This is a genomic window from Pseudomonas sp. UBA5706 (genome assembly GCF_002419965.1).
In the GTDB taxonomy this organism is placed as follows: Bacteria; Pseudomonadota; Gammaproteobacteria; order Pseudomonadales; family Pseudomonadaceae; genus Aquipseudomonas.
Map to the genome: position 1 here is coordinate 171,968 of NZ_DIHC01000038.1, position 26,250 is coordinate 198,217.

The 26,250-nt window shown below is 60.6% G+C and carries 17 protein-coding genes; 6 read left to right on the top strand and 11 right to left on the bottom strand.

Annotated elements, in window-relative coordinates; all coding sequences use genetic code 11:
• The first annotated feature begins 112 nt into the window (after positions 1-112).
• Positions 113-1,561, top strand: a complete 1,449-nt coding sequence (gene mapR, locus B3I26_RS18655; RefSeq protein WP_296259763.1) for a GntR family transcriptional regulator MpaR — start codon at positions 113-115, stop codon at positions 1,559-1,561.
• 50 nt (positions 1,562-1,611) lie between these two features.
• On the opposite strand, the gene B3I26_RS18660 is transcribed toward mapR, so the two are convergent.
• The 7 genes from B3I26_RS18660 to B3I26_RS18690 form a co-directional block, all read right to left on the bottom strand.
• Positions 1,612-2,358 (bottom strand): SDR family oxidoreductase, encoded by a 747-nt coding sequence (locus B3I26_RS18660; RefSeq protein ID WP_296259765.1) that lies wholly within the window; start codon positions 2,356-2,358, stop codon positions 1,612-1,614.
• Positions 2,359-2,616: 258 nt separating this feature from the next.
• Complete coding sequence (locus B3I26_RS18665; RefSeq protein WP_296259766.1) at positions 2,617-4,107, bottom strand: efflux transporter outer membrane subunit; 1,491 nt, start codon at positions 4,105-4,107, stop codon at positions 2,617-2,619.
• Positions 4,104-7,211 (bottom strand): efflux RND transporter permease subunit, encoded by a 3,108-nt coding sequence (locus B3I26_RS18670; RefSeq protein WP_296259768.1) that lies wholly within the window; start codon positions 7,209-7,211, stop codon positions 4,104-4,106. The genes B3I26_RS18665 and B3I26_RS18670 overlap by 4 nt, the downstream gene beginning before the upstream one ends.
• Positions 7,212-7,299: 88 nt before the next feature.
• On the bottom strand, positions 7,300-10,395 hold the full coding sequence (locus B3I26_RS18675) for an MdtB/MuxB family multidrug efflux RND transporter permease subunit (RefSeq protein ID WP_296259769.1): 3,096 nt from the start codon (positions 10,393-10,395) through the stop codon (positions 7,300-7,302).
• Positions 10,392-11,732 (bottom strand): MdtA/MuxA family multidrug efflux RND transporter periplasmic adaptor subunit, encoded by a 1,341-nt coding sequence (locus B3I26_RS18680; protein ID WP_296259839.1) that lies wholly within the window; start codon positions 11,730-11,732, stop codon positions 10,392-10,394. The genes B3I26_RS18675 and B3I26_RS18680 overlap by 4 nt, the downstream gene beginning before the upstream one ends.
• Positions 11,733-11,941: 209 nt before the next feature.
• Entirely contained in the window at positions 11,942-12,442 is a 501-nt protein-coding gene (tpx, locus tag B3I26_RS18685; protein ID WP_296259771.1) for a thiol peroxidase, read from the bottom strand.
• 116 nt (positions 12,443-12,558) lie between these two features.
• On the bottom strand, positions 12,559-13,488 hold the full coding sequence (locus tag B3I26_RS18690; protein ID WP_296259773.1) for a LysR family transcriptional regulator: 930 nt from the start codon (positions 13,486-13,488) through the stop codon (positions 12,559-12,561).
• Between the two features lie 132 nt (positions 13,489-13,620).
• Here B3I26_RS18690 and B3I26_RS18695 point away from each other — a divergent pair, with 132 nt between their 5' ends.
• Entirely contained in the window at positions 13,621-14,616 is a 996-nt protein-coding gene (locus B3I26_RS18695; RefSeq protein ID WP_296259775.1) for an aldo/keto reductase, read from the top strand.
• A gap of 132 nt (positions 14,617-14,748) precedes the next feature.
• Here the strand turns inward: B3I26_RS18695 and B3I26_RS18700 are convergent, their stop codons facing one another.
• The 3 genes from B3I26_RS18700 to B3I26_RS18710 form a co-directional block, all read right to left on the bottom strand.
• Complete coding sequence (locus tag B3I26_RS18700) at positions 14,749-18,438, bottom strand: translocation/assembly module TamB domain-containing protein (RefSeq protein ID WP_296259776.1); 3,690 nt, start codon at positions 18,436-18,438, stop codon at positions 14,749-14,751.
• Positions 18,435-20,165: an autotransporter assembly complex protein TamA gene (locus B3I26_RS18705; RefSeq protein ID WP_296259777.1), complete on the bottom strand. Its 1,731-nt coding sequence runs from the start codon at positions 20,163-20,165 to the stop codon at positions 18,435-18,437. Before B3I26_RS18705 ends, B3I26_RS18700 begins: the two co-directional genes overlap by 4 nt.
• A 67-nt stretch (positions 20,166-20,232) precedes the next feature.
• Entirely contained in the window at positions 20,233-20,883 is a 651-nt protein-coding gene (locus tag B3I26_RS18710; protein WP_296259778.1) for a GNAT family N-acetyltransferase, read from the bottom strand.
• 215 nt (positions 20,884-21,098) lie between these two features.
• On the opposite strand from B3I26_RS18710, the gene xthA reads away from it, so the two are divergent.
• Entirely contained in the window at positions 21,099-21,911 is an 813-nt protein-coding gene (gene xthA / locus B3I26_RS18715) for an exodeoxyribonuclease III (protein WP_296259779.1), read from the top strand.
• Between the two features lie 108 nt (positions 21,912-22,019).
• Here xthA and B3I26_RS18720 read toward each other — a convergent pair whose 3' ends face one another.
• Positions 22,020-23,252 (bottom strand): acyl-CoA dehydrogenase, encoded by a 1,233-nt coding sequence (locus B3I26_RS18720; RefSeq protein WP_296259780.1) that lies wholly within the window; start codon positions 23,250-23,252, stop codon positions 22,020-22,022.
• 167 nt (positions 23,253-23,419) lie between these two features.
• Between B3I26_RS18720 and B3I26_RS18725 the strand changes: the two genes are divergently transcribed.
• From B3I26_RS18725 to B3I26_RS18735, 3 genes are all read left to right on the top strand, one after another.
• A complete protein-coding gene (locus B3I26_RS18725; RefSeq protein ID WP_296259782.1) occupies positions 23,420-24,352 on the top strand; it encodes a LysR family transcriptional regulator in 933 nt (310 codons plus the stop codon).
• Between the two features lie 245 nt (positions 24,353-24,597).
• A complete protein-coding gene (locus tag B3I26_RS18730; RefSeq protein WP_296259783.1) occupies positions 24,598-24,978 on the top strand; it encodes a MerR family transcriptional regulator in 381 nt (126 codons plus the stop codon).
• A gap of 50 nt (positions 24,979-25,028) precedes the next feature.
• Positions 25,029-25,928: a hydroxymethylglutaryl-CoA lyase gene (locus tag B3I26_RS18735; RefSeq protein WP_296259784.1), complete on the top strand. Its 900-nt coding sequence runs from the start codon at positions 25,029-25,031 to the stop codon at positions 25,926-25,928.
• Positions 25,929-26,250 lie beyond the last annotated feature (322 nt).

Here is a 26,250-nt window from a genome sequence, read left to right on the forward strand (position 1 = left end):
TTAGCTTTGGCTGCATCAGTGCATCTGATCCGCTTTTAATCGAAAAACCTGCATCTGTACTGAAATCACATGGACGCGCATAGTTCGCTGATCATAGATCTGCGAGCCCTCCATGAAGCGTTATGAAAAGTTTGCCGACGACATCGCTGAGTTGATCCGCTCCGGTGTGCTGGCGGCCGGTCAGCGTGTGCCTTCGGTGCGCTATGCCAGCCAGACTCACGGCATCAGCCCCTCTACGGTATTTCAAGCCTATTACCTGCTGGAGCGGCGCGGGCTGATTCGTGCGCGGCCACGCTCGGGTTACTTCGTCAATGAAAGCGTCATCAAAATGACCTTCGCCGCCGGACGTCTACACGCCCGACCGCTGGCAGAACCGACGCCAGCAGCGCAGGTGAGCGAATCCACCGAGGTGGACGTCAGCGAACTGGTGTTTTCGGTGCTTGAATCGATCAAGGACCCAAACACCGTGCCATTCGGTTCGGCGTTTCCCAGCGCAGGCCTCTTCCCCCTGCAACGTCTGGCCCGCTCATTGTCCAGCGCGACCCGCGAAATGGACCCAAGCATGGTGGTCAGCGATCTGTCGCCCGGTAACCCGGCACTGCGTCGACAAATCGCCCTGCGCTACCGGGTGGCCGGGCTAACGCTGGCCATGGAAGAACTGCTGATCACCAATGGCGCGCTGGAGGCCTTGAACCTGTGCCTGCAAGCAGTGACCGAACCGGGTGATCTGGTGGCCATCGAGGCGCCTGCCTTTTACGCGTGTCTGCAAGTGCTGGAGCGGCTGAAACTCAAGGCAGTGGAAATCCCGGTGCATCCGCAGACCGGAATCGATCTGGAAGTGCTCGAACAGACCCTGGAGCGGCATCCGATAAAAGCCTGCTGGAGCATGACCAGCTTTCAGAACCCCACCGGGGCAACGGTCGCCGAATCGCGTAAACGCACACTGGTGGAATTGCTGCGCAAGCATCAGGTGCCGCTGATCGAGGATGACGTCTATGCCGAGCTGTACTACGGACAACATGCGCCGAAACCGGCCAAGGCGTTCGACAGCGAAGGGCTGGTGCTGCATTGCGGCTCGTTCGCCAAGAGCCTGGCGCCGGGTTACCGGGTGGGTTGGGTCGCTGCCGGGCGTTACGCGCAAAAGGTCGAGCGGCTGAAACTGATGACCTCCCTGTGCGCCTCGATGCCTGCCCAGGCTGCAATCGCCGATTACCTGCAACATGGTGGCTATGACCGGCATCTGCGTAAGCTGCGTATCAGCCTTGAAGACCAACTACGCGCCATGCTCGGCGCCGTGGCGCGGTATTTCCCAACCACCACGCGGGTCAGTCAGCCCACCGGGGGGTATTTTTTGTGGGTGGAGTTGCCGAAGCAGATCGACTCCCTGAAGGTCTTTCAGATCGCGCTGGCCCAGGGCATCAGCATTGCGCCGGGGCCGATCTTTTCGGCCACCCGACGCTTTAACCACTTCATCCGCCTGAACTATGGCAGCCCCTGGAGCGATGCCAGCGAGCGGGCCATGCAAACCCTGGGCAAGATCATTCGCTCGTTGATGGCGTGATGCACTCAGGCTTCCGTCTGGAGGGCTTAGGAGACCGGCTGGCCCTGCGATCAGCGGCCGCCCGCCATGTCAATGAACGTGCCGGTCGAATACGACGCCTTGTCCGACAACAGCCAAAGAATCGCCTCGGCCACCTCATCGGCCAATCCGCCGCGGCCCATCGGGATGCTCGATTCCAGCTTGCTCACGCGCTGCGGATCACCACTCAATGCGTGAAAATCGGTAAATATATACCCAGGCCGCACTGCGTTGACCCGCACGCCCTCACCCGCCACTTCCTTGGCCAAACCGATGGTGAAGGTGTCCAGCGCGCCCTTTGAAGCGGCGTAGTCGACATATTCACCCGCAGAGCCCAGACGCGCCGCCGCAGACGATACGTTGACGATGCTGCCGCCGTTGCCGCCATGACGAGGCAACATGCGCAGCAAGGCGTGCTTGCTGCACAGCATCGGCCCGACCACGTTACTCATCATGATCTTGAGCATGCGAAACTCGGACATGTTCTCCAGCCGCGAGGTCTCCGCTACCGTCCCGGCATTGTTCACCAGCGCGCTGACGCGCCCCAGTTCGGCGTCGACCCGGGTGAACAGACGGACGATCTCGTCTTCGTTACTAACGTCTGCCTGGATCGCGACGGCGTAGCCGCCCGCTTCACGAATCTGCTCGCAGACCCGCTCCGCAGCGGCGTGGTTGGACAGGTAGTTGATGCAAACGCGATATCCTTGCGAAGCCGCCAGAACTGCAGTGGCAGCACCAATACCTCTGGAGCCGCCGGTGATGAGGAGGTTCTTTTCCATGAGAGAGTCCGAATCCAAGCGCAATTATTTTTTCAGACCTGCCGACCCGCGGCTGCACGACCACCATTCGGACCGACCCGGTGTCTTGCAACGCGTGAACGTCAAATCCAGCTCTCGGACAGGCTTGTGTGCGCCGCGCTCGGACCAATGCAAGCCCGACGACAGGGAGCCGTGAATTCCGATGAGTCCGCTGGCGATTCTACCTAAGCTGACGGGAAAGTCGCGACACATCGTCAAATAACGGCAGCACGCGCGCTGTCAGCGTGAAGACATCCGGGGATCTCGGGACAGCCCGCTCTGGGCATTCCAACCCCCGCCCAAAGCAGCGATCAGTTGAACACTGGCGACCAGCCTGCTCTGCAGCAATGTCAGCACGCTGCGCTCGTTGCTCAGCGCAGTGGTTTGCACGTTTACCACGTCGAGATAACCGATCAGGCCGGCTTTGTACTGGTTACTGGTCAAGCGTAACGAGTCCCGGGCTGCATCCAGCGCCTGGGCACGCACCTTCGCCTCTTGCTCATACACCCGCAGCTGCGCCATGTAGTCCTCGACCTCTTTGAAGCCGTCCAGCACGGTCTGGCGGTACTGCGCCACAGTCTGGTCGTACACCGCCTCGGTGCGCTCCACTTCAGCCGCGCGCTGACCGCCGTCGAACAGCGTCAACGCCAGTTGTGGCCCGACCGACCAGAAACGGTTCGGCAAGGTGATCCAGTTACTGAACGTACTGCTGCTATAGCCGCCGTTCATGCTCAAGGTCAGGTCCGGGTAGTACGCAGCCTTGGCCACGCCGATATTGGCGTTGGCAGCCATCACCGAGCGTTCGGCCGCGGCGATGTCCGGGCGCCGCTCCAGCAACTGCGAAGGTAACTGCGCCGGAATCTGCGGCAAGGCCGGGACGCTGGTGGTCGGCGCCAGGCTGAAATCCGCTGGCGCCTGGCCCATCATTACTGCGATTGCGCTTTCGAATTGCGCTCGCTGCCAGGCCAGATCGATCAGGTCGGCCTGGGTGCTTTTAAGCTGGGTCTGCGCCTGGGCCACCGCATCACGTCCGGAAATCCCTGCGCGGTACTGGTTTTGCGTCAGATTGAGCGAGCGCTGATAAGTCTCGACGGTGGATTCGAGCAGGCGCTTTTGCTCGTCGATGACCCGCAATTGCAGGTAGTTCTGAACCAGTTGCGATTGCTGGCTCAATTGCATCGCGGCCAGGTCTGCCAGGCTGGCCTGGGCGCTGGCCTTGTCGGCCTCCAGGCCACGGCGTAACTTGCCCCACACATCCGCTTCCCAGCTCACGCCCAGTTGCGCGTTGTAGGTGTCACGAATCCCGCTGTTGGAGCTGCTCAGGCTGGAGTTGCTGCTGCCGGTGCCCTGGCTTGAACGGTTCTTGCTGGTCGTCAGGTCCAGGGTCGGGAAGAACGCCCCACGCGCGCTGCGCACCAATGCGGCGGCCTGGCGATATTGCGCCTCGTACTGGGCAACGGTCTGGTTCGAGGTGTTGAGTTTCTCCACCAGCGCGTTCAACTGCGCGTCGCCATAAATTTCCCACCACGCGCCACGATCCATGGCGTCACTGGGGTTGGCCTGCGTCCAGCCCTCGGCTTGCCTGAAGTGGGCGGGCGTGGTGACGTCCGGCTTTTTATAGTCAGGTCCGACCGCGCAGGCGTTCAGCAGCAGTGCGCACAGGCTGACCGCGAAAATGCGGCGCAACGGCACGCTGCGCGGTTGGATCGAAACGTTCGGGCGATGAGTCATAGCGCAGTGTCCAGGGCAGCATCCGTCCGCACACCGCGCCACCTGTTGACCCGGTGGCGCAGACGGTCGAGATAAAGGTAAACCACAGGCGTGGTGTACAGCGTGAGAATCTGGCTGAGGATCAGGCCGCCGATGATGGTCAGGCCCAGTGGGTGTCGCATTTCCGCGCCTTCGGCGCTGCTGAGCAACAACGGAACGGCGCCGAGAATCGCGGCCAGCGTGGTCATCAGGATCGGGCGCAGGCGCTGCAGGCAGGCGTTGCGAATCGACTCCAGCGGCGTCATGCCACTGCCACGCTCGAGCTGCAGCGCCAGGTCGATCATCAGGATGGCGTTCTTTTTCACCACACCGATCAGCAGGAACAGCCCCAGCAAGGAAATCAGACTGAACTGCCCGCCCGTGAGGTAGATGGTCAGCAGCGCGCCAACTCCGGCGGACGGCAGGGTCGAGAGAATCGTCAGCGGGTGCACGTAGCTTTCATACAGAACCCCCAGCACCAGATACACCGCCACCAGGGCGCCGAGAATCATCCACGGCTGGCTCTTCTGGGTGGCCGCAAAGGCATCGGCGGTGCCAGCCATCTTGGCGATCACGTCTTCGGGCAGGCCCACCGCCGCCACTGCGCGCTCGATGGCTACCGTGGCCTGGTCCAGGGTCACGCCTTCGGCGAGATCAAAGGAAATATTGTCCGACGCGAACTGGCCGTCGTGGTTGACCCGGTCCTCTTCCAGGCTGCGTTCATAGTGCGCGATGGTCGACAGAGGCACCCGTGCGCCAGCGGCGGTGATCACCTGCACCTGCTCCAGCGTGATCGGGTCGAGGGCGTATTTAGGATTGACTTCCATCACCACCTGATACTGGTTCAGCGGGTCATAAATGGTCGAAACCTGACGCTGGCTGTAAGCGTTGTTCAGCACCGTGGTCACCATGTTCATGTCGATGCCCAGGCGCTTGGCTGCATCACGGTCGACCACCAGGGTTACCTGCTGGGTACCTCCGCCGTCGTTGGCGTCGATGGCGGTCAGTTCCTTGACCGATTTAAGCGCCGCGACCACTTTCGGGTACCAATAGCGCAAGCTTTCCAGATCGCCGCTCTGCAGGATGTACTGGTATTGCGAGGTGGTTTGCTCACGCCCGCCGCCCAGTTGCAGGTCCTGATCGGGCTGCAGGAACAGGCGCCCGCCCGGCACTTTCGGCACCTCCTTGCGCAGGCGTTCGACCACTTGCTCGGCACCGATCTTGCGCTCGGCGATCGGCTTCAGGCGCACGATGATAAACGCGTTGCCGGTGCCACCGTTGCCGCCGATGAACCCGGCCACGCTCTGCACCGCTGGATCCTTGAGGATTGCGGTGCGATACACGTCCATTTTTGGCTGCATCACCGAGAACGACAGACCGTCGTCGCCACGGACAAAGCCCATGAGCTGCCCGGTGTCTTGCTGCGGTAAAAAGGTTTTCGGCACCACCACGTACAACGCGATGTTCACGCCGATGGTGATCAGCAGCGTGAGGAGCGTCAGCCGCCGATGCCGCAGCACCCAACCCAGGCTGCGGTCGTAACCGGCGACCATGCGGTCGTTGACCCGCTGGCTCCAGCGCTGCAAACGGTTTTCCGTCCCCGGCACGTGAGGCTTGAGCCAGCGAGCGCAGAGCATCGGCGTCAGGGTCAGCGAGACCACCAGCGAGACCACGATGGAAACCGACAAGGTGATGGAAAACTCACGGAACAGGCTTTCCACCAGCCCGCCCATGAACAGGATCGAAACGAACACAGCAACCAGCGATACGTTCATCGACAGCAAGGTAAACCCCACCTCCTGCGCGCCGCGATACGCCGCCTGCATCGGTGGCACACCCTCGTCGATGTGCCGGGAAATGTTCTCCAGCACCACGATGGCATCGTCCACCACCAGTCCCGTGGCGAGGATCAGCGCCATCAGCGACAGGTTGTTCAGGGAAAAGCCGCACAGGTACATGATGGCGAACGTGCCTACCAGCGACACCGGCACGGCCAGGGTCGGGATCAGCGAGGCGCGGAAGTTGCCCAGGAACAGAAACACCACCATGATCACCAGCACCACGGCAATCAGCAGGGTCATTTCGGCCTCGTGCAGGGTCGCCTTGATCACCGGCGAGCGATCCATGGCCAGGTCCAGCTTGACGCTGGCGGGCAGCACCGCTTGCAGCGCAGGCAACTGTGCCTTGATCGCCGCCACGGTTTGGATGATGTTCGCCCCGGCCTGGCGGTTGATCACCAACAGCACCGCCGCTTTTTCATTGAAGAAGCCACTGTTGTAGCGGTCCTCGACCGAATCCTTGACCTTGGCCACATCCTTGAGGCGCAGTGCAGCGCCGTTCTGATAGCGAATCACCAGCGGTTCGTAGTCCTTGGCTTTCTCTAACTGGTCGTTGGCCTGCACCTGCCAGTTGTGCTCGGCGGTCTCCACCGAACCTTTCGGGCGGCGCACGTTGGCGTTGGAGATCGTGGTGCGCACATCGTCGAGCGACACGCCGTATTGATCGAGCAGCTTGGGTTCGAGTTCGACCCGCACCGCAGGCAGCGAACTGCCACCGATCTGCACCTCGCCCACGCCGTTTACCTGGGACAGGCTCTGGGAGAGGATGGTCGAGGCCATGTCGTACAACTGGCCTTTTTCCAGTACGTTAGAGGTCAGCGACAGGACCATGATCGGCGCCTGAGACGGGTTGACTTTCTTATAGGTCGGCATGCTGCGCATCCCGCTGGGCAACAGGCTGCGCGAGGCGTTGATCGCGGCTTGGACTTCCCGGGCCGCGCCATTGATGTCGCGGTCCATGTCGAACTGCAGAATGATCCGTGTGGTGCCCTGGCTCGAGCGGCTGCTCATGGTGTTGACCCCGGCAATCGTGCCCAGGGAACGCTCCAGCGGCGTGGCCACGCTGGACGCCATGATTTCCGGGCTGGCGCCCGGCAACGATGCCGTGACCACGATCACCGGGAAGTCCATGTTCGGCAGCGGCGCCACCGGAAGCAGGTTAAAGCTCATGCCGCCCAGCAGCATGATCGCCAGGCTCAGCAGCATCGTCGCCACGGGCCTGCGAATAAACGGCGCAGAAAGGTTCACAACAACAAGCTCCGAGCATCGAGCGCCACGTCACAAGGACAAGCCGCGCCGCTGCTCAGCTTGCAACTTATCGCGCCAGGCTCGCCGCTCATAGCGCCACCTCGGTTTTGCCCGGGCGCCGGAACCTGCGACCCATCCGGTCGAAATACAGGTAGATGACCGGCGTGGTAAACAGCGTCAGCACCTGACTGACCAACAGGCCACCGACCATGACCAGACCCAGCGGTTGACGCAATTCAGCGCCAGAGCCGGTGGCGAACATCAGCGGGATAGCGCCAAACAGCGCGGCCAGGGTGGTCATCAGGATGGGCCGGAAGCGCAGCAGCGCGGCTTCGTAGATCGCCGTTTGTGGGTCAACGCCCCGGTTGCGTTCGGCGTCGAGGGCGAAGTCGATCATCATGATCGCGTTCTTTTTGACGATGCCGATCAGCAAAATGATGCCGATGATCGCGATCATGCCCAGGTCGTTGCCGCTCAGAATCAGGGCCAGCAATGCGCCGATGGCTGCCGACGGCAAGGTCGAAAGAATGGTGATCGGATGAATGTAACTCTCGTATAGCACGCCCAGCACGATGTACATGGTCACCACGGCCGCCAGCACCAGCAACAGTGTGCTCGACAGCGACGCCTGGAAGGCTTCGGCAGCCCCCTGAAATTCGGTCTGCACGCCAATCGGCATGCCAATGTCCTTCTGCACCTGCTCGATCACGTCCACCGCCTTGCCCAGCGCCACGCCGGGCGCCAGGTTGAACGACATCATGACTGCCGGGAACTGCCCCATGTGCGCGATGGCCAGTTGCGCCTGACGCTGCTCGACCCTGGCCAGACTTGAAAGTTTGACCTGGCCGCCATCGGTGGTCTTGACGTGTATCTGCTCCAGCGCCTGTGGTCCCAGATCGTTGCCCGCTGCCGCTTGCAGCACCACACGGTACTGGCTGGCCTGTGTATAGATGGTGGAAATCTGCCGCTGACCAAAGGCGTCATACAAGGCATCGGTGATATTGGCGACGGTCACGCCGAGACGACTGGCGGCATCGCGATCAATATTCAGGTACACCTGCAGGCCCTTGTCCTGCAGATCGCTGGCCACGTCGGTGAGTTCCGGCCGTTCGGCCAGGGCCTCGACCAGCTTGCCGCTCCACAGGCTGAGCAACTCGGCATCTGGCGAGGACATGCTGAACTGGTACTGCGTACGGCTTACGCGGTCTTCGATGGTCAGGTCCTGCACCGGCTGCATGAACAAGCGGATGTCGGAGAGTTGATCCACTTGCGGCTGCAGGCGCTGAATCACCTGGGCTGCCGACAGGTCACGCTGGTTATGCGGCTTGAGGTTGATCAGCATGCGCCCGCTGTTCAGCGTCGCGTTATCACCGTCAACACCGATATAGGACGACAGGCTGGCCACCGCCGGGTCCTGGAGGATGATCTTCGCCAGTGCTTGCTGGCGCTCGCTCATGGCGGCGAAGGACACCGATTGCGGCGCCTCGGAAATGCCCTGGATCACGCCGGTGTCCTGCACCGGGAAAAAACCCTTGGGCACCGCCAGGTACAGCAGCACGGTGATCGCCAGCGTGGCAATGGCGATCAGCAGGGTTAGCGGCTGATGCCTGAGCACCCACTGTAATTTGCGCCCATAGGCTGCAATCAACCAGTCGATCCACGCGCCGCTGGCGCGATAAAAGCGGCCTTGTTCTTCTTCCCGGGGTTCACGCTTGAGCAGCCGTGCGCACATCATCGGCGTCAGCGTCAGCGACACTACCAGCGAGATCAGAATGGCCACGGCCAGCGTGATGGCGAACTCGCGGAACAGCCGCCCGACCACATCGGCCATGAACAGCAGCGGAATCAGTACCGCAATCAGCGAGATGGTCAGCGATATGAGGGTAAAGCCGATCTGCCTGGCGCCCTTGAGTGCGGCCTGCAGCGGGGTCTCGCCCTCCTCCAGGTGCCGGGAAATGTTCTCCAGCATCACGATTGCATCGTCCACCACGAAGCCGGTGGCGATGGTCATGGCCATCAGGGTCAGGTTGTTAACCGAAAAACCGGCCAGGTACATCACGCCAAAGGTGCCGACCAGCGACAGTGGCACCGCCACCGACGGAATGATCGTGGCGCTGAAACGGCGCAGGAACAGAAACGTCACCAGCACCACCAGCACGATGGAAATCAGCAATTCGTGCTGCACATCGCTAACCGAGGCACGAATGGTTTGGGTGCGGTCGGTGAGCACTGTCACATCCAGGCCGGCTGGCAGGTTGTCGGTAATGCTCGGCAGCAACGCCTTGATCCGGTCAACCACCTCGATGACGTTGGCACCGGGCTGACGCTGGATGTTCAGCAACACCGCCTGATTTTCATTGGCCCAGGCTGCCAGACGATCGTTTTCCGCACCGTCAACGATCTGCGCCACGTCCTTCAGACGCAGCGGCCCTCCGTTCTTGTAGGCCAGGATCAGGTTGGCGTATTCCTCGGGGGATTTGAGCTGGTCGTTAGCGTCGAGCATCGACACCCGGGTCGGGCCGTCGAAATTACCCTTGGGCGTATTGACGTTGGACGCGCTGACCAGCGTGCGCACGTCCGACAGGTTCAGGCCGCTGGCAGCAAGCGCATCGGGGTTGACCTTGATCCGCACCGCCTGACGCTGCCCGCCAGCGATGCTGACCATACCGACGCCGCTGATCTGCGCGATCTTCTGCGCCATGCGCGTATCGACCAGATCGTTGAGTTTGGGCAGCAGCATGGTTTTCGAGGTGATCGCCAGGGTCAGTACCGGCGTGTCGGCCGGGTTGACCTTGTTGTAGGTCGGCGGCGCAGGCAGGTCGTTGGGCAGCAGGTTGGTGGCGCCGTTGATCGCGGCCTGCACTTCCTGCTCCGCAACATCCATATTAATGTCCAGGCTGAAACGCAGGGTGATCACCGAAGCGCCGCCGGAACTGGTGGAGGCCATCTGCGTCAGCCCCGGCATCTGCCCGAACTGACGCTCCAGGGGCGCAGTCACGGCACTGGTCATCACTTGGGGGCTGGCACCCGGATACAGCGTCATGACCCGGATCGTCGGGTAATCCACCTGCGGCAACGCCGAAACCGGCAGCAGGGTGTAAGCGATCAGGCCAGCCAGAACGATGGCCAGCATGCTCAGCGTGGTCGCGACGGGCCTGAGGATGAACAGGCGGGACAGGTTCATACGTTGCCTTTTTTCGCGGTACCAACCCCGGCCGATTCACCGGGTTCCTTGGAAGGCTGGCCTTGCAGCTTCTGGCCCGGGGTCACCGGCACATCCTTGCTGTCGTTGACCACCTCAACGTCGCTGCCGTCCTTCAAGCGGTCGGTGCCTTCCAGCACCACGCGATCGCCCACCGCCAGACCTTCGGTGACCACGGTGGAGTTTTCATCGCTCGGGCCAACCTTGAGCGGGCGGATACGTACCTTTTTGTCGCCATCCATCACATACACGAACGTCCCGTTGACCCCGAACTGCACCGCCGCCGACGGCACCAGCACCACGTTTTTCATGGTCGTGGCCAGCAGCCGTGCATTGACGAATTGATTAGGAAACAGCGCTTCGTTGTCGTTGTCGAAGCGCGCCTTGAATTTCAGGGTGCCGGTGGTGATGTCGATCTGATTGTCGATGCTCGCCAGTACGCCCTTGGCTTGCAGTTTCGCATCGCCCCGGTCCCAGGCTTCGACCAGCAGCTTGTCGCCACTGCGGTAATGCCCGATCACCTCGGCCAGGTCTTTTTCCGGCAATGTGAAATTGACCGTGATCGGTTTGGTCTGGGTGATGACCGCCAGTGCCGTGGTGTCGTTGGCCGCCACCAGGTTGCCGACGTCCAGCTGACGCAGGCCGATGCGGCCGGAGATGGGCGCTCGGATCTGCGTGAAGTCCAGATTAAGTTTTGCGTCGCCCACGGCCGCCTGATTGGTCTTGATCGTGCCCAGATACTGCCCGACCTGCGACTCGGCAGTGTCCAGCGTCTGCTTGGCGATGCTGTCTTGCTTGTACAGGTCCCGGTAGCGCTGTACGTCGGTCTGAGCGTTTTTGAGCAACGCCTGATTCTGCATCAGCGTGCCTTCGGCCTGTTGCAACGCGATCTGATAACTGCGCGGGTCGATCACCGCCAGCAGGTCGCCGGCTTTGACCTGTTGCCCTTCCTCAAAGTTGATCTTGACCAGCTCGCCCGCCACCCGGCTGCGCACGTTGATGGTGTTGAGCGCCGTGACGGTGCCCAGCGCTTTGTAGTAGATCGGGAAATCACCCGTCGTGGCAGGCGCTACACGCACCGGGACCGGCCCTGTAGAACCGCCGAAGCCCGGGCGCTGCGAGACAACCTTGCCGGCCCCGCCGCTGCGGCTTGCGCCCTTGTGCGGCTGCTCGTTCTTTTGCGCGGTCGCGTCGGTTTTTGCCGCCGAGCCTGGCCAGAAATACCAGCACACGACTGCGACGATCAATAGAACCAACAGGCTAATCAGCCAGCGACGGGAGTTACGAGAACCAGACGATTGCATGAATAAGTTAACCAGTTTGCGCGTGAGCGTCTTCGGGAGGCTGAACAATAAGCATAGTTGCGTGCCAAGCAAAGGGCCTTTACCGGCAATTTACCGAGTGCTTACTTTGCTAAGGTGCTGACCTGCAAATAAAAACGGCCTGATCGCGTCAGGCCGTTTTGTGTTGCGATGTTTTGCCGGGCTTAAATGAGCAATCCAGAGACAGGCAATCCGCAACGGATACCTTACTTAAGCACGGCCAGCGCGGCTTCGTAGTTTGGCTCCTGGCCGATCTCGGGAACCAGTTCGCTGTGCAACACGGTATTGTTTTCGTCCAGAACCACCACGGCGCGAGTGGTCAGGCCAACCATCGGGCCGTCGGCGATGGCAACGCCGTAGTCCTGCAAGAACTCTGCGCCACGCATCGTGGACAGGCTTTTCACGTTTTCCAGACCTTCGGCGCCGCAGAAACGCGCTTGGGCGAACGGCAGGTCCGCCGAGATGCACAGCACCATCGCGTTATCGAGCTCGTTGGCCTGAGCGTTGAATTTGCGCACCGACGTGGCGCAGGTCGGGGTGTCGACGCTTGGGAAGATGTTTAGCACTTTGCGCTTGCCGGCAAAGGTTTGCAGGGTCACGTCAGCCAAATCGCCACCCACCAGTTTGAAGGCGGGCGCCTTGCTGCCGACTTTCGGCAGCTCGCCGCTGATCTGTACCGGGGCGCCTCTACGAGTCACTTGAGCCATGAGCTGAATCCTTATTCTCAGATTGCGGGTTTCAGGGGTGTGATGGGGGAATGCGATAGGGCGAGAAGTTAATCACGAAAGCGGTTTGCCACCTACCGGCAGCGGTGAAAATGTTGTCAGCCCGCGCGCCCCGCAGTGGCTTTATCCAGCAAGCCTGGCCGGGCGCACATCTGCACCAGCCAGTCGACAAACACCCTGACCCTGCGCGACATCTGCCGATGCGCCGGATACAGCGCCGTCAACGGCAATCGCGGTTGCGTGCAATGCCCCAGCACCTCCACCAGTTCGCCCCGCCGCAAGGGCTCGGCGACGTGATAATACGGCGTCTGTACCAGGCCGTAGCCAGCGCAACACGCGGCCAGATAGCCGTCGGCACTGTTGGTCGCCAGGGTTTTCGGCAGGCTGACCTCCTGGGCCCTACCCTCCAGGATGAATTCCAGGCCATAACGTTTATTGGTCGTGGTCGAAAAGTATTCGATGACCTTGTGCCGCGTTAGCGCTTCGATGGTCAGTGGAGTGCCGTGGCGCTCCAGATACGCACGACTGGCGCAGACCACCTGGCGCATTTGCGCCAGCGGCCGTGCCACCAGCGAGTGGTCCAGCGGCTGACCGCCGCGTATCACGCAATCGAAGCCTTCGCGAATCAGGTCCACCGGGCGATCGCTCATGCCCACCTCCATCTCCAGGCCAGGGTAGCAATCGGTGAACTCAGGCAGTGCGGGCATCAGGATCAGGCGACCGAAACCCGAGGGCATGTCCACCCGAAGCACGCCCTCGGGGGCCTTGGCCACGGTCGAAAAAACCGACTCGGTATCGTCCAGATCATTGAGCAGACTGACGCAGCGCAGGTAATACGCCTGACCGTCCAGCGTTGGGGTGACCTGGCGCGTGGTGCGCAGGAGCAGTTGCGCCCCCAGGTGGGCCTCCAATTGCTTGATGAGGATGGTTACCGAGGCGCGCGGCATGTGCAGGCTGTCGGCGGCCTTGCCGAAACCGCCCAGCTCGACGATGCGGGTGAAGGCGCGCATGGCATTGAATCGGTCCATTCAGGCTCCGGTAATCGTGCATTATTTAGAAATAGCCAACAGTGAAAGTACTTTTAGCCGGTTTATCGTCGCTGTGTCGAGGGCAACAATGCTCAGCCGTGAAATGCTCCGACACTGAGAAAGGAAACCAGCATGCAAACGCGTCAACTTGGCAAAAACGGGCCTCAGCTCTCGGCCATCGGCCTGGGCTGCATGGGCATGACCGACTTCTACACCACCGGCGGTGATGAAAAGGAAGCGATCGCGACCCTGCACCGCGCACTGGAACTGGGCGTCACGTTGTTCGACACCGCGGACATGTATGGTCCTCATACCAACGAAGAACTGCTGGGCAAAGCGCTGATCGGCAAGCGCGATCAGGCCTTTATCGCCAGCAAGTTCGGTATCGTGCGTACGCCGGGCGATGCAGCCGCCCGGGGTGTCGATGGCAGCCCGGAATACATCAAGGCCGCCATTGACGGCACGTTGCAGCGGCTAAAGATCGATACCCTGGACCTGTATTACCAGCACCGTATTGACCCCAATATCAGCATTGAAGAGTCGGTCGGCACCATGGCTGAGCTGGTGCAGGCGGGCAAGGTCCGCTATCTGGGCCTGAGCGAAGCATCGGCGGGCACACTGGCGCGCGCGCACAAGGTCCATCCCATCGCTGCCCTGCAGACCGAGTATTCGCTATGGAGCCGTGAGCCGGAAGAAAATGGCGTATTGGAGACGTGTCGCAAGCTGGGCATTGCCTTCGTCCCCTATAGCCCGCTTGGACGCGGTTTTCTCACCGGCACCCTGAAAAGCCCCGACGATTTTGCCGCCGACGATTACCGCCGCAGCAGTCCGCGCTTTCAGGGTGAAAACTTTGCGAAAAACCTGTTGCTGGTCGAAAAAGTACAGCAACTGGCAACAGACAAAGGTTTGACTGCCGGTCAGCTAGCCCTGGCCTGGGTCCTCGCCCAGGGCAACGACGTGATTCCGATTCCAGGCACCAAGCAGCGCAAATACCTGGAGGAAAACGTGGCGGCGCTGGACGTGCAACTCAGTACCCGCGAGCTTGAGGCGTTGAAGGACCTGTTCCCGGCAAGTGCGGTCGCCGGTGGGCGGTATACCGATACGGCGATGAAGCTGGTCAACGGGTAGCCATTTTCGCGAATGGGTCGTTCCCCCGCTCTGCGTGGGAACGCCGCGCTTGGCACACTACGCCTTCTCTTGGGCTGACGCGGGGCATCAAGGGATGCGTGACCACGCTGATGCCTGGGCACGATCTCAGCGTTAAAAATCTCGCTTATAGAAGATATCCAGCGAACTGGCGACGCCGCCCGCCGCCTCCAGATACACCTTCTTGCTTAGCAGATAGCGCAGCGTAATGGTATTCGCCGGTTCGAACACGCCTACCCCATACCGCACGCTGAGTTTGTCGGTGATCTTGCCGCTGGCGACCACGGCGGTCTTGTCGCCGCTGCCCGAGGTATCCAGGTCGAAGTCCTTGATCCCCAGCCCCGACGCCAGCTTGCCGGCGGTCGACGAGCCGCCCGCCAGGCCCAGCGCCAGCGCAGCCTGGGCGACCATGTTGTTGTCCTCACCGTTGGTGCTCAGGGGACGCCCCAGCACCAGGTAGGACAGGGCCTGTTCCTGGCTCATGGCCGGTTCCGAGAACACCGTGGTGGTCGGCTGCTCGGCGCTGCCGGTCAGGCGTATTCCGGCGACTACATCATCGGTCTGACGGATCGCCTCGATGTCCAGATAGGGCTGATCCACCGGCCCGGCAAACAGCAGCCGCGCCTTGCGAATGGTCAGACGCTGGCCATAGGCCCGATACCGGCCGTCATTGAGGTTCAATTCGCCGCGGGTATCGAGGTTGTCACCAATGTGCACATGTCCAGCCAGGTTGGCGGTCAGCCCGAATCCGCTGAAGCTGAGCTTGTCCTGGCCGACCTCAACGTTGACGTCCATGGCAATCGCCATGGGTGGCTTGCCCTGCTCGGTCTGCGCGCCGACGATGACGGTATCGTCAGATACCTTGACCGTGGAGGGCGGCAGTTGGCGAACGGTGATCTCGCCTTTTGGGATCAGCACCTTGCCAGAAACCGCCAGTCGATCACCTTGCAGGGTGATTTTCAGATCGGGCGTCGCTTCAAGCCTGGCGTACGGTTCAACCGTGATCGGCAAGCGCGAGCCCTGCAAGCTGACGTCGACATCCAGCGCCTCGGCCCAGCCGATATGCCCGCCGATACTGCCCTGTCCGGTCGGCCCGCTACTCCAGTTGCCTTTCATCTGCACGTTCTCACCGGCGATCATGGCCTGCACATTGAGTTTTTCCAGGCTGACGGGCAGCTCCGGACCGGACACTTGGCCATCGCTCAAGGTCACGTTGCCATTAACTTGCGGCGCCAGCAGCCCACCTGAAATACGCCCGTTGCCGTTGAGTTTGCCGTTGAGCTTCTCAATCATCGGCACGAACGGCCGTGCCACCGAGACGTCCAGGCCCGTCAGGGTGAAGTCACCATTGACCGGCTTGTTCTTGCCCAGTGGATCGATGCTTAACCGCGCCAGCAGGTCGCCCAGCTTCCCGCCCCGGAAGTCCAGGCTGGTATCGACCTTCTTCGGCGTCAGGCTGCTGGTGATCTTAAGCGTCTGATAAGGAAAATTCAGCCATTGGCTCTTGTCCTTGACCCGTACGGTGCCGTTACTGGCATCAATGACGATCAGACCATTGGGCCCGGTAGCCGGGACGTCCAGTTGCACGTCGGCATTGAGCGAGCCCTTCCAGGCAAAGTCATTGGGCAGCCATGGGTCGAGACTTTCCAGCGGGAACTGCTTGAGGTGGTAACGCAAGCGCGGATCGGGCATCAAACGCTGATCCTCACCACACAGACTGGCAGGCCCGGACATCCAGCAGTGAGCGCCGAAATTGACCTTTCCGTCCGCCAGCCGCTCTAGCCTTGCAGGTTGCTGCAGTTTCCAGTCCTGTCCGCCAGTCTGGATATCGCCGCTGGCAAGTCGCCCGCGCCAAGTGCCTTTTTCGAGATTGCCATCCAGCGCCAGCGCGAGCTTTAGCAACGGGCCCTGCAGATCGAGCTTGACCTGCTGGCGCTTGATGTCGCCCTGGCCGTTGACAGCCAGTGTGCCCAACGCAGTATCGCCCGCTTGAATGCCGGTGGTCTTCAAGTCGATATCGGCGCGCTGCGCACCGTCCAGTCTGGCCGTCAAATTCAGGCTCTGCAGCTTGTTGGTGTCATAAGCCAGTTGCGTGCCCCGCAACGCCAGTTGTCCCTGCGGGGCTTGCAGCGTGCCGGCCAGATCGAGACGCCCGTTGGCCTGGCCCTGCAAGCGCGGCCAAAGCTGGCCAAGGCGCGGCAGGTTCAAATCCAGCTGCCCTGCCAGTTTTTGCTGCAGGCTGGCGCTACCCTGAATGCGGTTATCACCCAAGCGGATGTCCAGGGCGCTTAGGTTCCATCTGTCCCCTGCTCCATCGGCCTTGACCTGCGCCACGGCAGGCTGCCCGCGCAAGCGCCCTTTAAGATCCAGATCGGCATTCAGGGTCAGTTGCTGGTCCTTGAACGCGCCTTGACTGCGCAGCGGGCCGGCCAGGGAGCCCGGTAACTCGGCGACCCAGAACGATGGGTCGATGGCGGTCAGGTCCAGCGCGGTATCCCAGGAAACGCCATCGGCAAAGCCCGCGTTCAGGTGGCCGCTGGCCTTGCCCGGCCCGGCGAGCAACTCCAGTTGCGGCAGGAAAATGTGTTGCAGGTCGCCGCTGAACGGGCTTTTCAGGCTGAACGGTCCGGCGGGGCCTTTGAAGTTGCCGGCAAAGTTGCCCAAGTACTTGCCATCGGTGTACGACACGTCGCCGTTGAAGGTATGAATACTGACCTGAGGTTCGTCGATCAGTGGGTACAGTCGATGCCAGGGGAAATCGAGCCAATCGATTTTGGCATCGGCACGGAGCCCGTTCTGCCAATCCACCTTGCCACTCACCTTTAACCGCTGTTGCGCGGCAGCACTCAGGTCAAGGGCATCGATGTCCGCGCCCTTGGCATCGACCCGACCTTGCAGCGTCAGCGCTACCGGGCCTTGCTCAGCAGGCAGCGTCGCGTTGCCAAGGAGTGCGTAACCGCGCGCCAGGTCGCCTTTGGCATTGAGGGTCAGCGCGTTGAGCTCAAGTGTATCCGGCAGATCGGCGCTGGGCTTGAAGGCGTCGCTGGTGATCGAAACTTCGGCCGGGAGGTTATCCGCCAATGGTTGCAACTGCCCCACCACTCTGGCGTCGATATAGCCACGGGTGCGCGCCTCCAGACTGAGCGTCTTCAGCAGGTCTCCTTCTATATGCAGCGTCAATGCCAGCGGCTGGCCGCTCACGTCGGGCAGTTTGATCTTGCCCTGGGCCGTCAGCGGCCAATCCGCGGTGGGTTTCAGCAAGCCGGTCAGGTCCAGGACGATGTCGTCGCGCTGGGCATGCACCGAGTCGATTTTCAACCCATCGGCTGTCCAATGCGCAGCCAACTGCACATCTCGCACTTGCTCGGTGCCGTCCAGGTGCAGACTGCCGACCTGCACCCGTCCCAGCTCCAGCGCCAATGGCAGCTTGAGGTCGGGCAAGGTGATCGGGCCGCTTTCCGACGAGCCGGAGGGCGCAAAATGCAGACGGACGTCACCGGTCTGCAGGTTGTCGATGCACAAGGTCATGCGCGTCAGGCACGACATCGACCAGGCAAATACCGGCGCATCCACTTCTACCTTGCTTTCGCCCTCTCGCCACAGCAACGAATCAGCCTGCCACTGCCCGCCGAGACGGCCGCTGAAGTTCTGCACCTGCAGACCGGGCACCCGCGCCAACGCCCAACGGCTGCCGGGCTGCGTGCCCAGCATCCAACCCAGCGCCGCACCGACCAGCAGCACGATCAACAGCAAGCCCAGAGCGGCAGTCAGGGCAATACGTTTCAACAGCGCCGTACGCGTCACAGTTCAGGTCCCATCGAGAAGTGCAAGCGAATACCGCCGTCATCATCGAGCGCGTGAGCCAGGTCCAGGCGCAACGGCCCGACTGGCGACACCCAGCGAATTCCGATGCCGACACCGGTTTTCAGACTGGGCAAGTCGAGCGAATTGAACGAGTTACCCTGATCAACGAAGGCTGCCACGCGCCACTTTTGCGCTATCGAATACTGGTATTCGGCGCTGCCGGCAATCATGTACCGCCCACCGATCCTGTCGCCGTCGGAGTTCTCGGGCGACAGTGACTGATAATCGTAGCCGCGCACGCTCTGGTCGCCACCGGCGAAGAAGCGCAACGACGGTGGGATGGATTTATAGCCGTTAGTCGCGGTGCCGCCCACCTGGATGCGGCCCAGGAAACGATGATTCTGGGCGACGGTGGTCAAGCCTTTGAGCAAAGCGGTGCCGTGTACCACATTAGCATCCGACCCCAGGCCCTCTTTCGCCACTTCGGTTTCGAATTGCAGGCGGTAGCCTTTGTGCGGATCGATGCGGTTGTCGCTGCGCAGGTAGGAATAGCTGATGCCTGGCATCAGTAAGGTGCTGAGTCCTGAGTCATTACCCAGGCGATACTCCTCGCGCTGCCATTTCAACGAGATGACCCGCTCCCAGCCGCTGGGTAGCTTGCTGTGCCATTCCGGCCCCAGGGTCAGCAATTTGCTGAGACTGTCGGTGTCGGCAATTTCTTCGTATTGATAGCCACCGGCGAAACGCAACTTGTCGGTTAACGGCGGGTTGAGGGGAATGTCATAAAACAACCCCACGTTTTGCCGCGGTGCGGAGAGTTCCGATTCCACACCATAACTATGCCCCTCGGGATTGACCCAGTGGCGGGTCCAATTGGCTTTGACCCGCGGTCCGACGTCCGTCGAATAACCCACGCCAAGACCCATGGTCCGGGGTTTGCGCGTTTGCAATTGCACATCTACCGGGATCACCTGAGCGTGCGCGGCAGTCGGTGAGGCGTCCACCCGCACGCCTTCGAAATAGCCACTGGATTGCATGGCCTGGTTGAGCTCGGCGATCAGCTCGGAGTCATAGGGTGTGTCGGCCTTGAACGGCACCATGCGCTGCAGCAGATCTTCGTCAAATGGCGCATCGCCACTGAAAATGACCTTGCCCAAAGTGAAACGCGGGCCGCTGTCGTACACCAGTTCGATATCAGCCACGCCCGCACGTGGGTCAACGGAGAGTCGCTGGGTCACAAAGCGGCCATTGAAAAAACCATAGCGCGCCGCCTGATTCTGGATCAGCTTCTTGGCGTCGTCGTAATGACCGTGATTGAGTATGGCGCCAGGCTTGAGGGCGTTGCCTTGGGGCACCTTGAACGCCTTGAGCTGGCTGGCCGCGCCTTGGATTTGAATGGTGACGTTGCGCAAGTGCACCGGCTCGCCCGGCTGGACGGTCAGCACCAATTGCAGATCCTTGTCAGTGCGCGTGACCTTGCTGTCGATCTGCGCCTGATAGTAGCCCAGGGCCTGTGCAGCTTTTTGCGCCTGCTCGACAGCGCCTACGCTGAAGCGCTCGAGAGCCTGTTGGTCACGCTCGCCGAGACTGCCCACGTACCCTTCGATGTTGGCTTTGAGCTCGGAATTAGAAGGCTTGATCCGCACATCCAACTGGGCATCGGCGAAGGCTGCACAGCTGGAAAACATCAGGAGAAAACCACTGGTAAATCGACCGGGAAACTTCATAGGCGCGGATGCTAACACGAGCGGCGGGTGCTGCTGGAGCCCGCGAAGTTGAGAAAAGGCCCGTGGGTCAAGCCATGGAAGCCAGTGAAATCTGCGGGTTGGGATGAAAAAACACATGCTCCCGGATTGGGCCTACAGCAACTTCACCGATTTCCTCGTAACCCTGTCGCTTATAAAACTCTATGTAGCGGCCATTTCCCGTGTCCAGGACGATCCCTTGGGAGTTTTCATCCACCGCGCACCAGTCATGTAGCGCCAACAGCAACTGCTCACCGTAATGCTGGCCCTGAACATCAGGGTGCACACCGAACAGCGGCAGCACGTGCACAGCATCCGACGGCAGGCATGCCAACACTGACTGGTAGTACTCCAGATAACGCTGGGTGCAGCGCAGGCCGGTGCTCATCAGCATGCGCAGGCGCCAGGCCCAGCTTTCCGTGATGCCCAATCGGCGTTGTGGCGGTGCGATCAATGCGACGCCCACCAGACGGTCCTTGACGAACAGCCCAAGGGCAGGCATGTCCTGCAGGAAGTGCTGTTTGACCAGCGCACGAATGGTCGCCCGCACTCGCCGCTCATAACCCGGGCGCCCGGATTCGAACAAATAGCCAAAGCTTGGCTCGTGCAGATACGCCTGATAGAGCAGCGCGCGAGACTCTCGGGAATAACCGCTGTCCAACTGGCGGATATCGGCCAATGCGTTTGCTGATTCGGGCATGTAATCGTGTTCCTTTCGATGACGACCCGCTGCGTTGCGCCGGGTTCATGGTGTCAGGCGTTCGAGTGGCAGCCATTGGTTACAGTTCCGGCGAATCTACAAGGCATTTCCACAGCGTAGCAGCCTTGGCCACTCACAGGATTGCGCTCAGGCGCTGGCCGTCGATTGGCAGGTCAGCTAGCATCGCCGTTTGATTTTTGCCAGGACTGCCGTCTATGAAAATTGTGTCTTTCAACATCAACGGCCTGCGCGCCCGGCCGCATCAACTGGCTGCGCTGATCGAAAAGCACCAGCCTGACGTCATCGGCCTGCAGGAAACCAAGGTCTGCGACGACCAGTTCCCCCAGGCTGAAATCGAAGCACTGGGTTATCACGTGCACTTCCACGGGCAAAAAGGCCATTACGGCGTCGCCCTGCTGTCGCGTCAGGCACCGCTGACCCTGCACAAGGGTTTCGACACAGACGATGAACAGGCCCAACGCCGTTTTATCTGGGGCACGTTCGCCGATCGCAATGGCGTTCCGGTGACGATCATGAACGGCTATTTCCCCCAGGGCGAAAGCCGTGATCACCCCACCAAGTTTCCAGCCAAGACGCGGTTCTACGCCGATCTTCAGCAATTGCTGGAAACCCGCTTCAGCAATGACCAGCCGCTGGTGGTCATGGGTGACGTGAACATCTCACCGCAAGACAGCGACATTGGCATTGGCCCGGACAACGCCAAGCGCTGGCTGAAGACAGGCAAATGCAGCTTCCTGCCCGAAGAGCGCGAATGGATGGAAAAGCTGAAGAACTGGGGCCTGGTCGACAGCTTTCGCCACCTGTACCCGGAGGTTATTGACCAGTTCAGTTGGTTCGATTACCGCAGTCGTGGTTTCGAAGACGAACCCAAGCGTGGCTTGCGTATCGACCTGATCCTGGCTTCCCACGGTTTGCAGCCGAGGATCAAGGCCGCGGGCGTGGATTACGACTTGCGCGCGATGGAAAAACCTTCGGATCATGCGCCGATCTGGCTTGAGTTGAGCTGATCGCCGTAGACCTCGTCCCTTAATAGCAGCCGGGCTTGCTTGCGGTGGTCTCATCAAGGATCTGACCGCTGGCAAACCGCGCTGCTACCGGCCCAGGCATTGGACGAATCAGCGATGCTCGCCGCGCAGAATCTCTTTAGACACATACTTGCCGAGCTCGTATTTGCCGATCGCTGCCCGATGCACTTCGTCCGGGCCGTCCGCCAGCCGCAACGTGCGCTGCATGGCGTACATATAAGCCAACGGAAAATCTTGCGACACCCCTGCTCCGCCGTGAATCTGGATGGCGCGATCGATCACCCGCAGCGCGACATTCGGCGCCACCACCTTGATCTGCGCGATCTCGCTTTTGGCTCCTTTGTTGCCGACCGTGTCCATCATGTAGGCCGCTTTAAGCGTCAACAGACGCGCCATGTCGATTTCCATACGCGAATCGGCGATCTTGTCGATATTGCCGCCCAGGCGCGCCAGGGGACGACCAAACGCGGTGCGTTGTACGGAGCGCTTGCACATAAGCTCCAGCGCCCGCTCAGCCATGCCGATCGAACGCATGCAATGGTGAATGCGCCCAGGTCCGAGGCGGCCTTGAGCGATCTCGAAGCCTAGCCCTTCGCCCAGCAACACGTTTTCGTACGGCACGCGGACGTTTTCGAACAGCACCTCGGCATGCCCATGGGGCGCATCGTCGTAACCGAACACTGGCAACGGGCGCACGATCTTGACCCCCGGCGTATCGGTAGGCACCAGAATCATCGAATGCTGCTGATGGCGTGGCCCGTCGGGGTTGCTCAGGCCCATGAAGATCATGATCTTGCAGCGCGGGTCGCAGGCGCCGGAAGTCCACCATTTGCGTCCATTGATCACCCATTGATCCCCATCGCGCAAGGCTCGGGCGGCCATGTTGGTCGCGTCAGAGGACGCCACATCCGGTTCGGTCATGGCAAACGCTGAACGAATCTCGCCGCGCAGTAACGGCTCCAGCCACTGCTGCTTTTGCGCGTCGCTGGCGTAGCGCACCAGCACTTCCATGTTGCCCGTGTCCGGCGCCGAGCAGTTAAAGGGTTCAGGCCCCAGCAGCGAACGGCCCATGATTTCGGCCAGCGGCGCGTATTCAAGATTGGTCAGCCCCGCCCCCAGCTCCGACTCCGGCAGGAACAGGTTCCACAAACCCTCTGCTTTAGCCTGGGCCTTGAGCTGCTCCATGATCGCAGTTGGCTGCCAGCGATCACCTTCTGCAACCTGACGTTCGAACAGCGGTTCCGCCGGGTACACGTAGGCGTCCATGAACGCCGTAACACGATCGCGCAGTGCCTGAACCTTGGGGGAGTAAGCGAAATCCATGGGGCAGCTACCTTTTGGTGAGGTGTTTCAAGACGTGTGTGGAATGCTAGATGAGCGGCCTTTATTTATCTAACCTATTCTCGCCGTGTATAAACATTCATAACCGATATATGATCGGCGCGTTCCAGCCCCACACACATAAGAAAAACAGCCCGAGGCGCCCGGCAATGAACCTGAGCAAAGTCGATCTCAATCTCTTTATCGTGTTTGACGCCATCTACACGGAAGCCAATCTGACCCGCGCCGGTCAGATCGTCGGCATCACCCAGCCAGCGGTTTCCAACGCTTTGGCCCGCCTGCGCGAGACCTTCAACGACCCCCTTTTCGTACGCACCGCCCAAGGGATGGTGCCGACGCCCATGGCGCAGAACATCATCGGGCCGGTGCGTAACGCGCTGTCGCTGTTGCGCGTATCGGTGCAGGAAAGCCGCATCTTCAATCCGCTGCAGGCCAACAAGAACTATCGCATCAGCATGACCGACCTGACCGAGGCAATCATTCTGCCTGCTCTGTTTCAGCGTCTTCGTCGTCTGGCGCCGGCGGTGACCATCGAGAGCTTTTTGTCCAAACGGCGGGAGACCACCAAGGAACTGGCTGCAGGTCGTCTGGATTTCGCTGTTGATGCGCCCTTGAACACCGACCCGCAAGTGCGCCACGTCAAGCTAATGGAAGACAGCTACGTCTGTGCCATGCGCAAGGGGCATCCGCTGGCCAATAAAGGCTCGATCACCCTCGACGATTATCTATCGGTTGCGCACATCCACATTTCCAGCCGTCGCAGCGGATTAGGTTACGTGGACCTTTCTCTGGGCAAGATGGGCATTCAGCGCAAGATTGCCCTGCGATCACAGCATTACCTGATGGCCTCCCAAGTGCTGCAGCAGACCGATATGGTCATGACCGTGCCGGAACGCTTTGCCCGGCGCAACGATCTGCATTTCGTTCAGCTCCCGGTCAACGATGTTCCAACGGTGGAAACGCATCTGTATTGGCATGAAAGCACTGATCAGGATCCGGCGAACCGCTGGATGCGGGAGCAGATCATCGAGTTGTGCCAACGGGTGCTCGCACAGGAACGAACACTTGAGAAAGCACATTAATAGAAAGGCTAATACGCTTATATTTCAGTTAGTTATTAATAAATATTAATGTTGAATAGAGCTTTTATTAATGCTATTTCGAGGATATGACGCTCGTTTCCTATTGCTCCCAGCGATGGTGCTGTGTAGCGGTACCCCGGTAAGGCAGACCGATAGCGTCATCGAGCCCGCCGAAGGGCGCCGCTTGACGTTTACGTCAAGGGCGCCGTACGTTTAGCTCACGCTACCGCCGCCAGAGCTCTCCCATGAACACCCCGACCTACAGCATTTCCGACCTTGCCCGTGAACTGGACATCACCACCCGGACCATCCGCTTTTATGAAGAGCAAGGCATGCTTAGCCCCGAGCGCCGCGGCCTAGAGCGTATTTATTCGGCGCGCGACAAGGTCACGCTCAAGCTAATCCTGCGGGGCAAGCGTATTGGCTTCTCCCTGGCAGAATGTCGCGACTTGATTGGCCTGTACGATCCGACGGGTGACAACCAGAAACAGCTGACCACCATGTTGCAAAAAATTGCAGAGCGCCGCGCTCAGCTCGATCAACAATTGCTGGATATCCAACAGATGCAACTGGAACTTGACACGGCCGAAGAGCGGTGCAGGGCCGGGCTGGAAAATCACCTTTAAGTTCAAATAAATAAAAACGATACCTATAACTGCTTCGAGGATTAATTTGCATGTCCCTCCCCCAACATGTACGCCTTGTCGAAGTCGGCCCCCGTGACGGCCTGCAAAACGAGGCCCGTCCCATCGAGGTGGCTGACAGGATCCGCTTGGTCGACGACCTCACCGACGCCGGCCTGACCTATATCGAAGCTGGCAGCTTCGTATCACCCAAGTGGGTGCCCCAGATGGCCGGTTCTGCCCAGGTTTTTGCAAGCATTCAGCGCAAGGCCGATGTCACCTACGCCGCACTTGCGCCCAATCTGCGCGGGTTCGAGGATGCATTGGCAGCGGGCGTGAAAGAAGTTGCAGTGTTTGCAGCGGCGTCGCAGGCTTTTTCCCAGCGCAACATCAACTGCTCGATCAGCGAGAGCCTGGATCGTTTCTTGCCGATCATGGAGGCGGCGCGGCTGCATGGGTTGCAGGTGCGCGGCTATGTGTCCTGCGTGCTGGGCTGCCCTTACGAAGGTGCCGTTTCGCCCAAACAGGTGGCCGCTGTGGCCAATGAGCTATTCACCATGGGCTGTTACGAAGTGTCACTGGGCGACACCATTGGCACCGGAACGCCGGGCGCGACCCGGGCGCTGATCGATGCCGTGGCCGGACAGATACCGCGTGGCAAGCTGGCAGGCCACTTCCACGACACTTACGGTCAGGCACTGACCAACATCTATGCCAGCCTGCTGGAAGGCATCCAGGTCTTCGACAGCTCGGTCGCCGGACTGGGCGGATGTCCTTATGCAAAGGGCGCGACCGGCAACGTTGCTACCGAGGACGTGCTGTATATGCTCAACGGGCTGGAGATTGATACGGGGGTCGATCTGGATAAATTGATCGCTGCCGGACAGCGCATTAGCGATGTGCTGGGCCGGGCCAACGGTTCACGGGTGGCCAGGGCGCGTTTGTCGGCCTGATGTGCGACAAGTTGTCACACAGTGTTACCCTGTTCGGCATTGAAGCGATGCAAACGGGTAACACGGAAACACCCGGCCATGATGCACGCCGAGGGCTTGATCGTAGAGTTGCGCTGCAGGCCCCGTTTTCCGGGCGATGCGCAGAATCTGCCTGAGTTGGCACGGCTTCTGCTATCACCTACGCACAACAAAAATAACATCGCGCAGTAACCCAATAAAAACAAAACGTATCGGCTCTGACATAACAAGAACAACACGGACAGAGACGCAGCTAACTGATTTTTTTGGAGTGGATCGCTTTGTGAGGCGCAGGCCTCTCGAC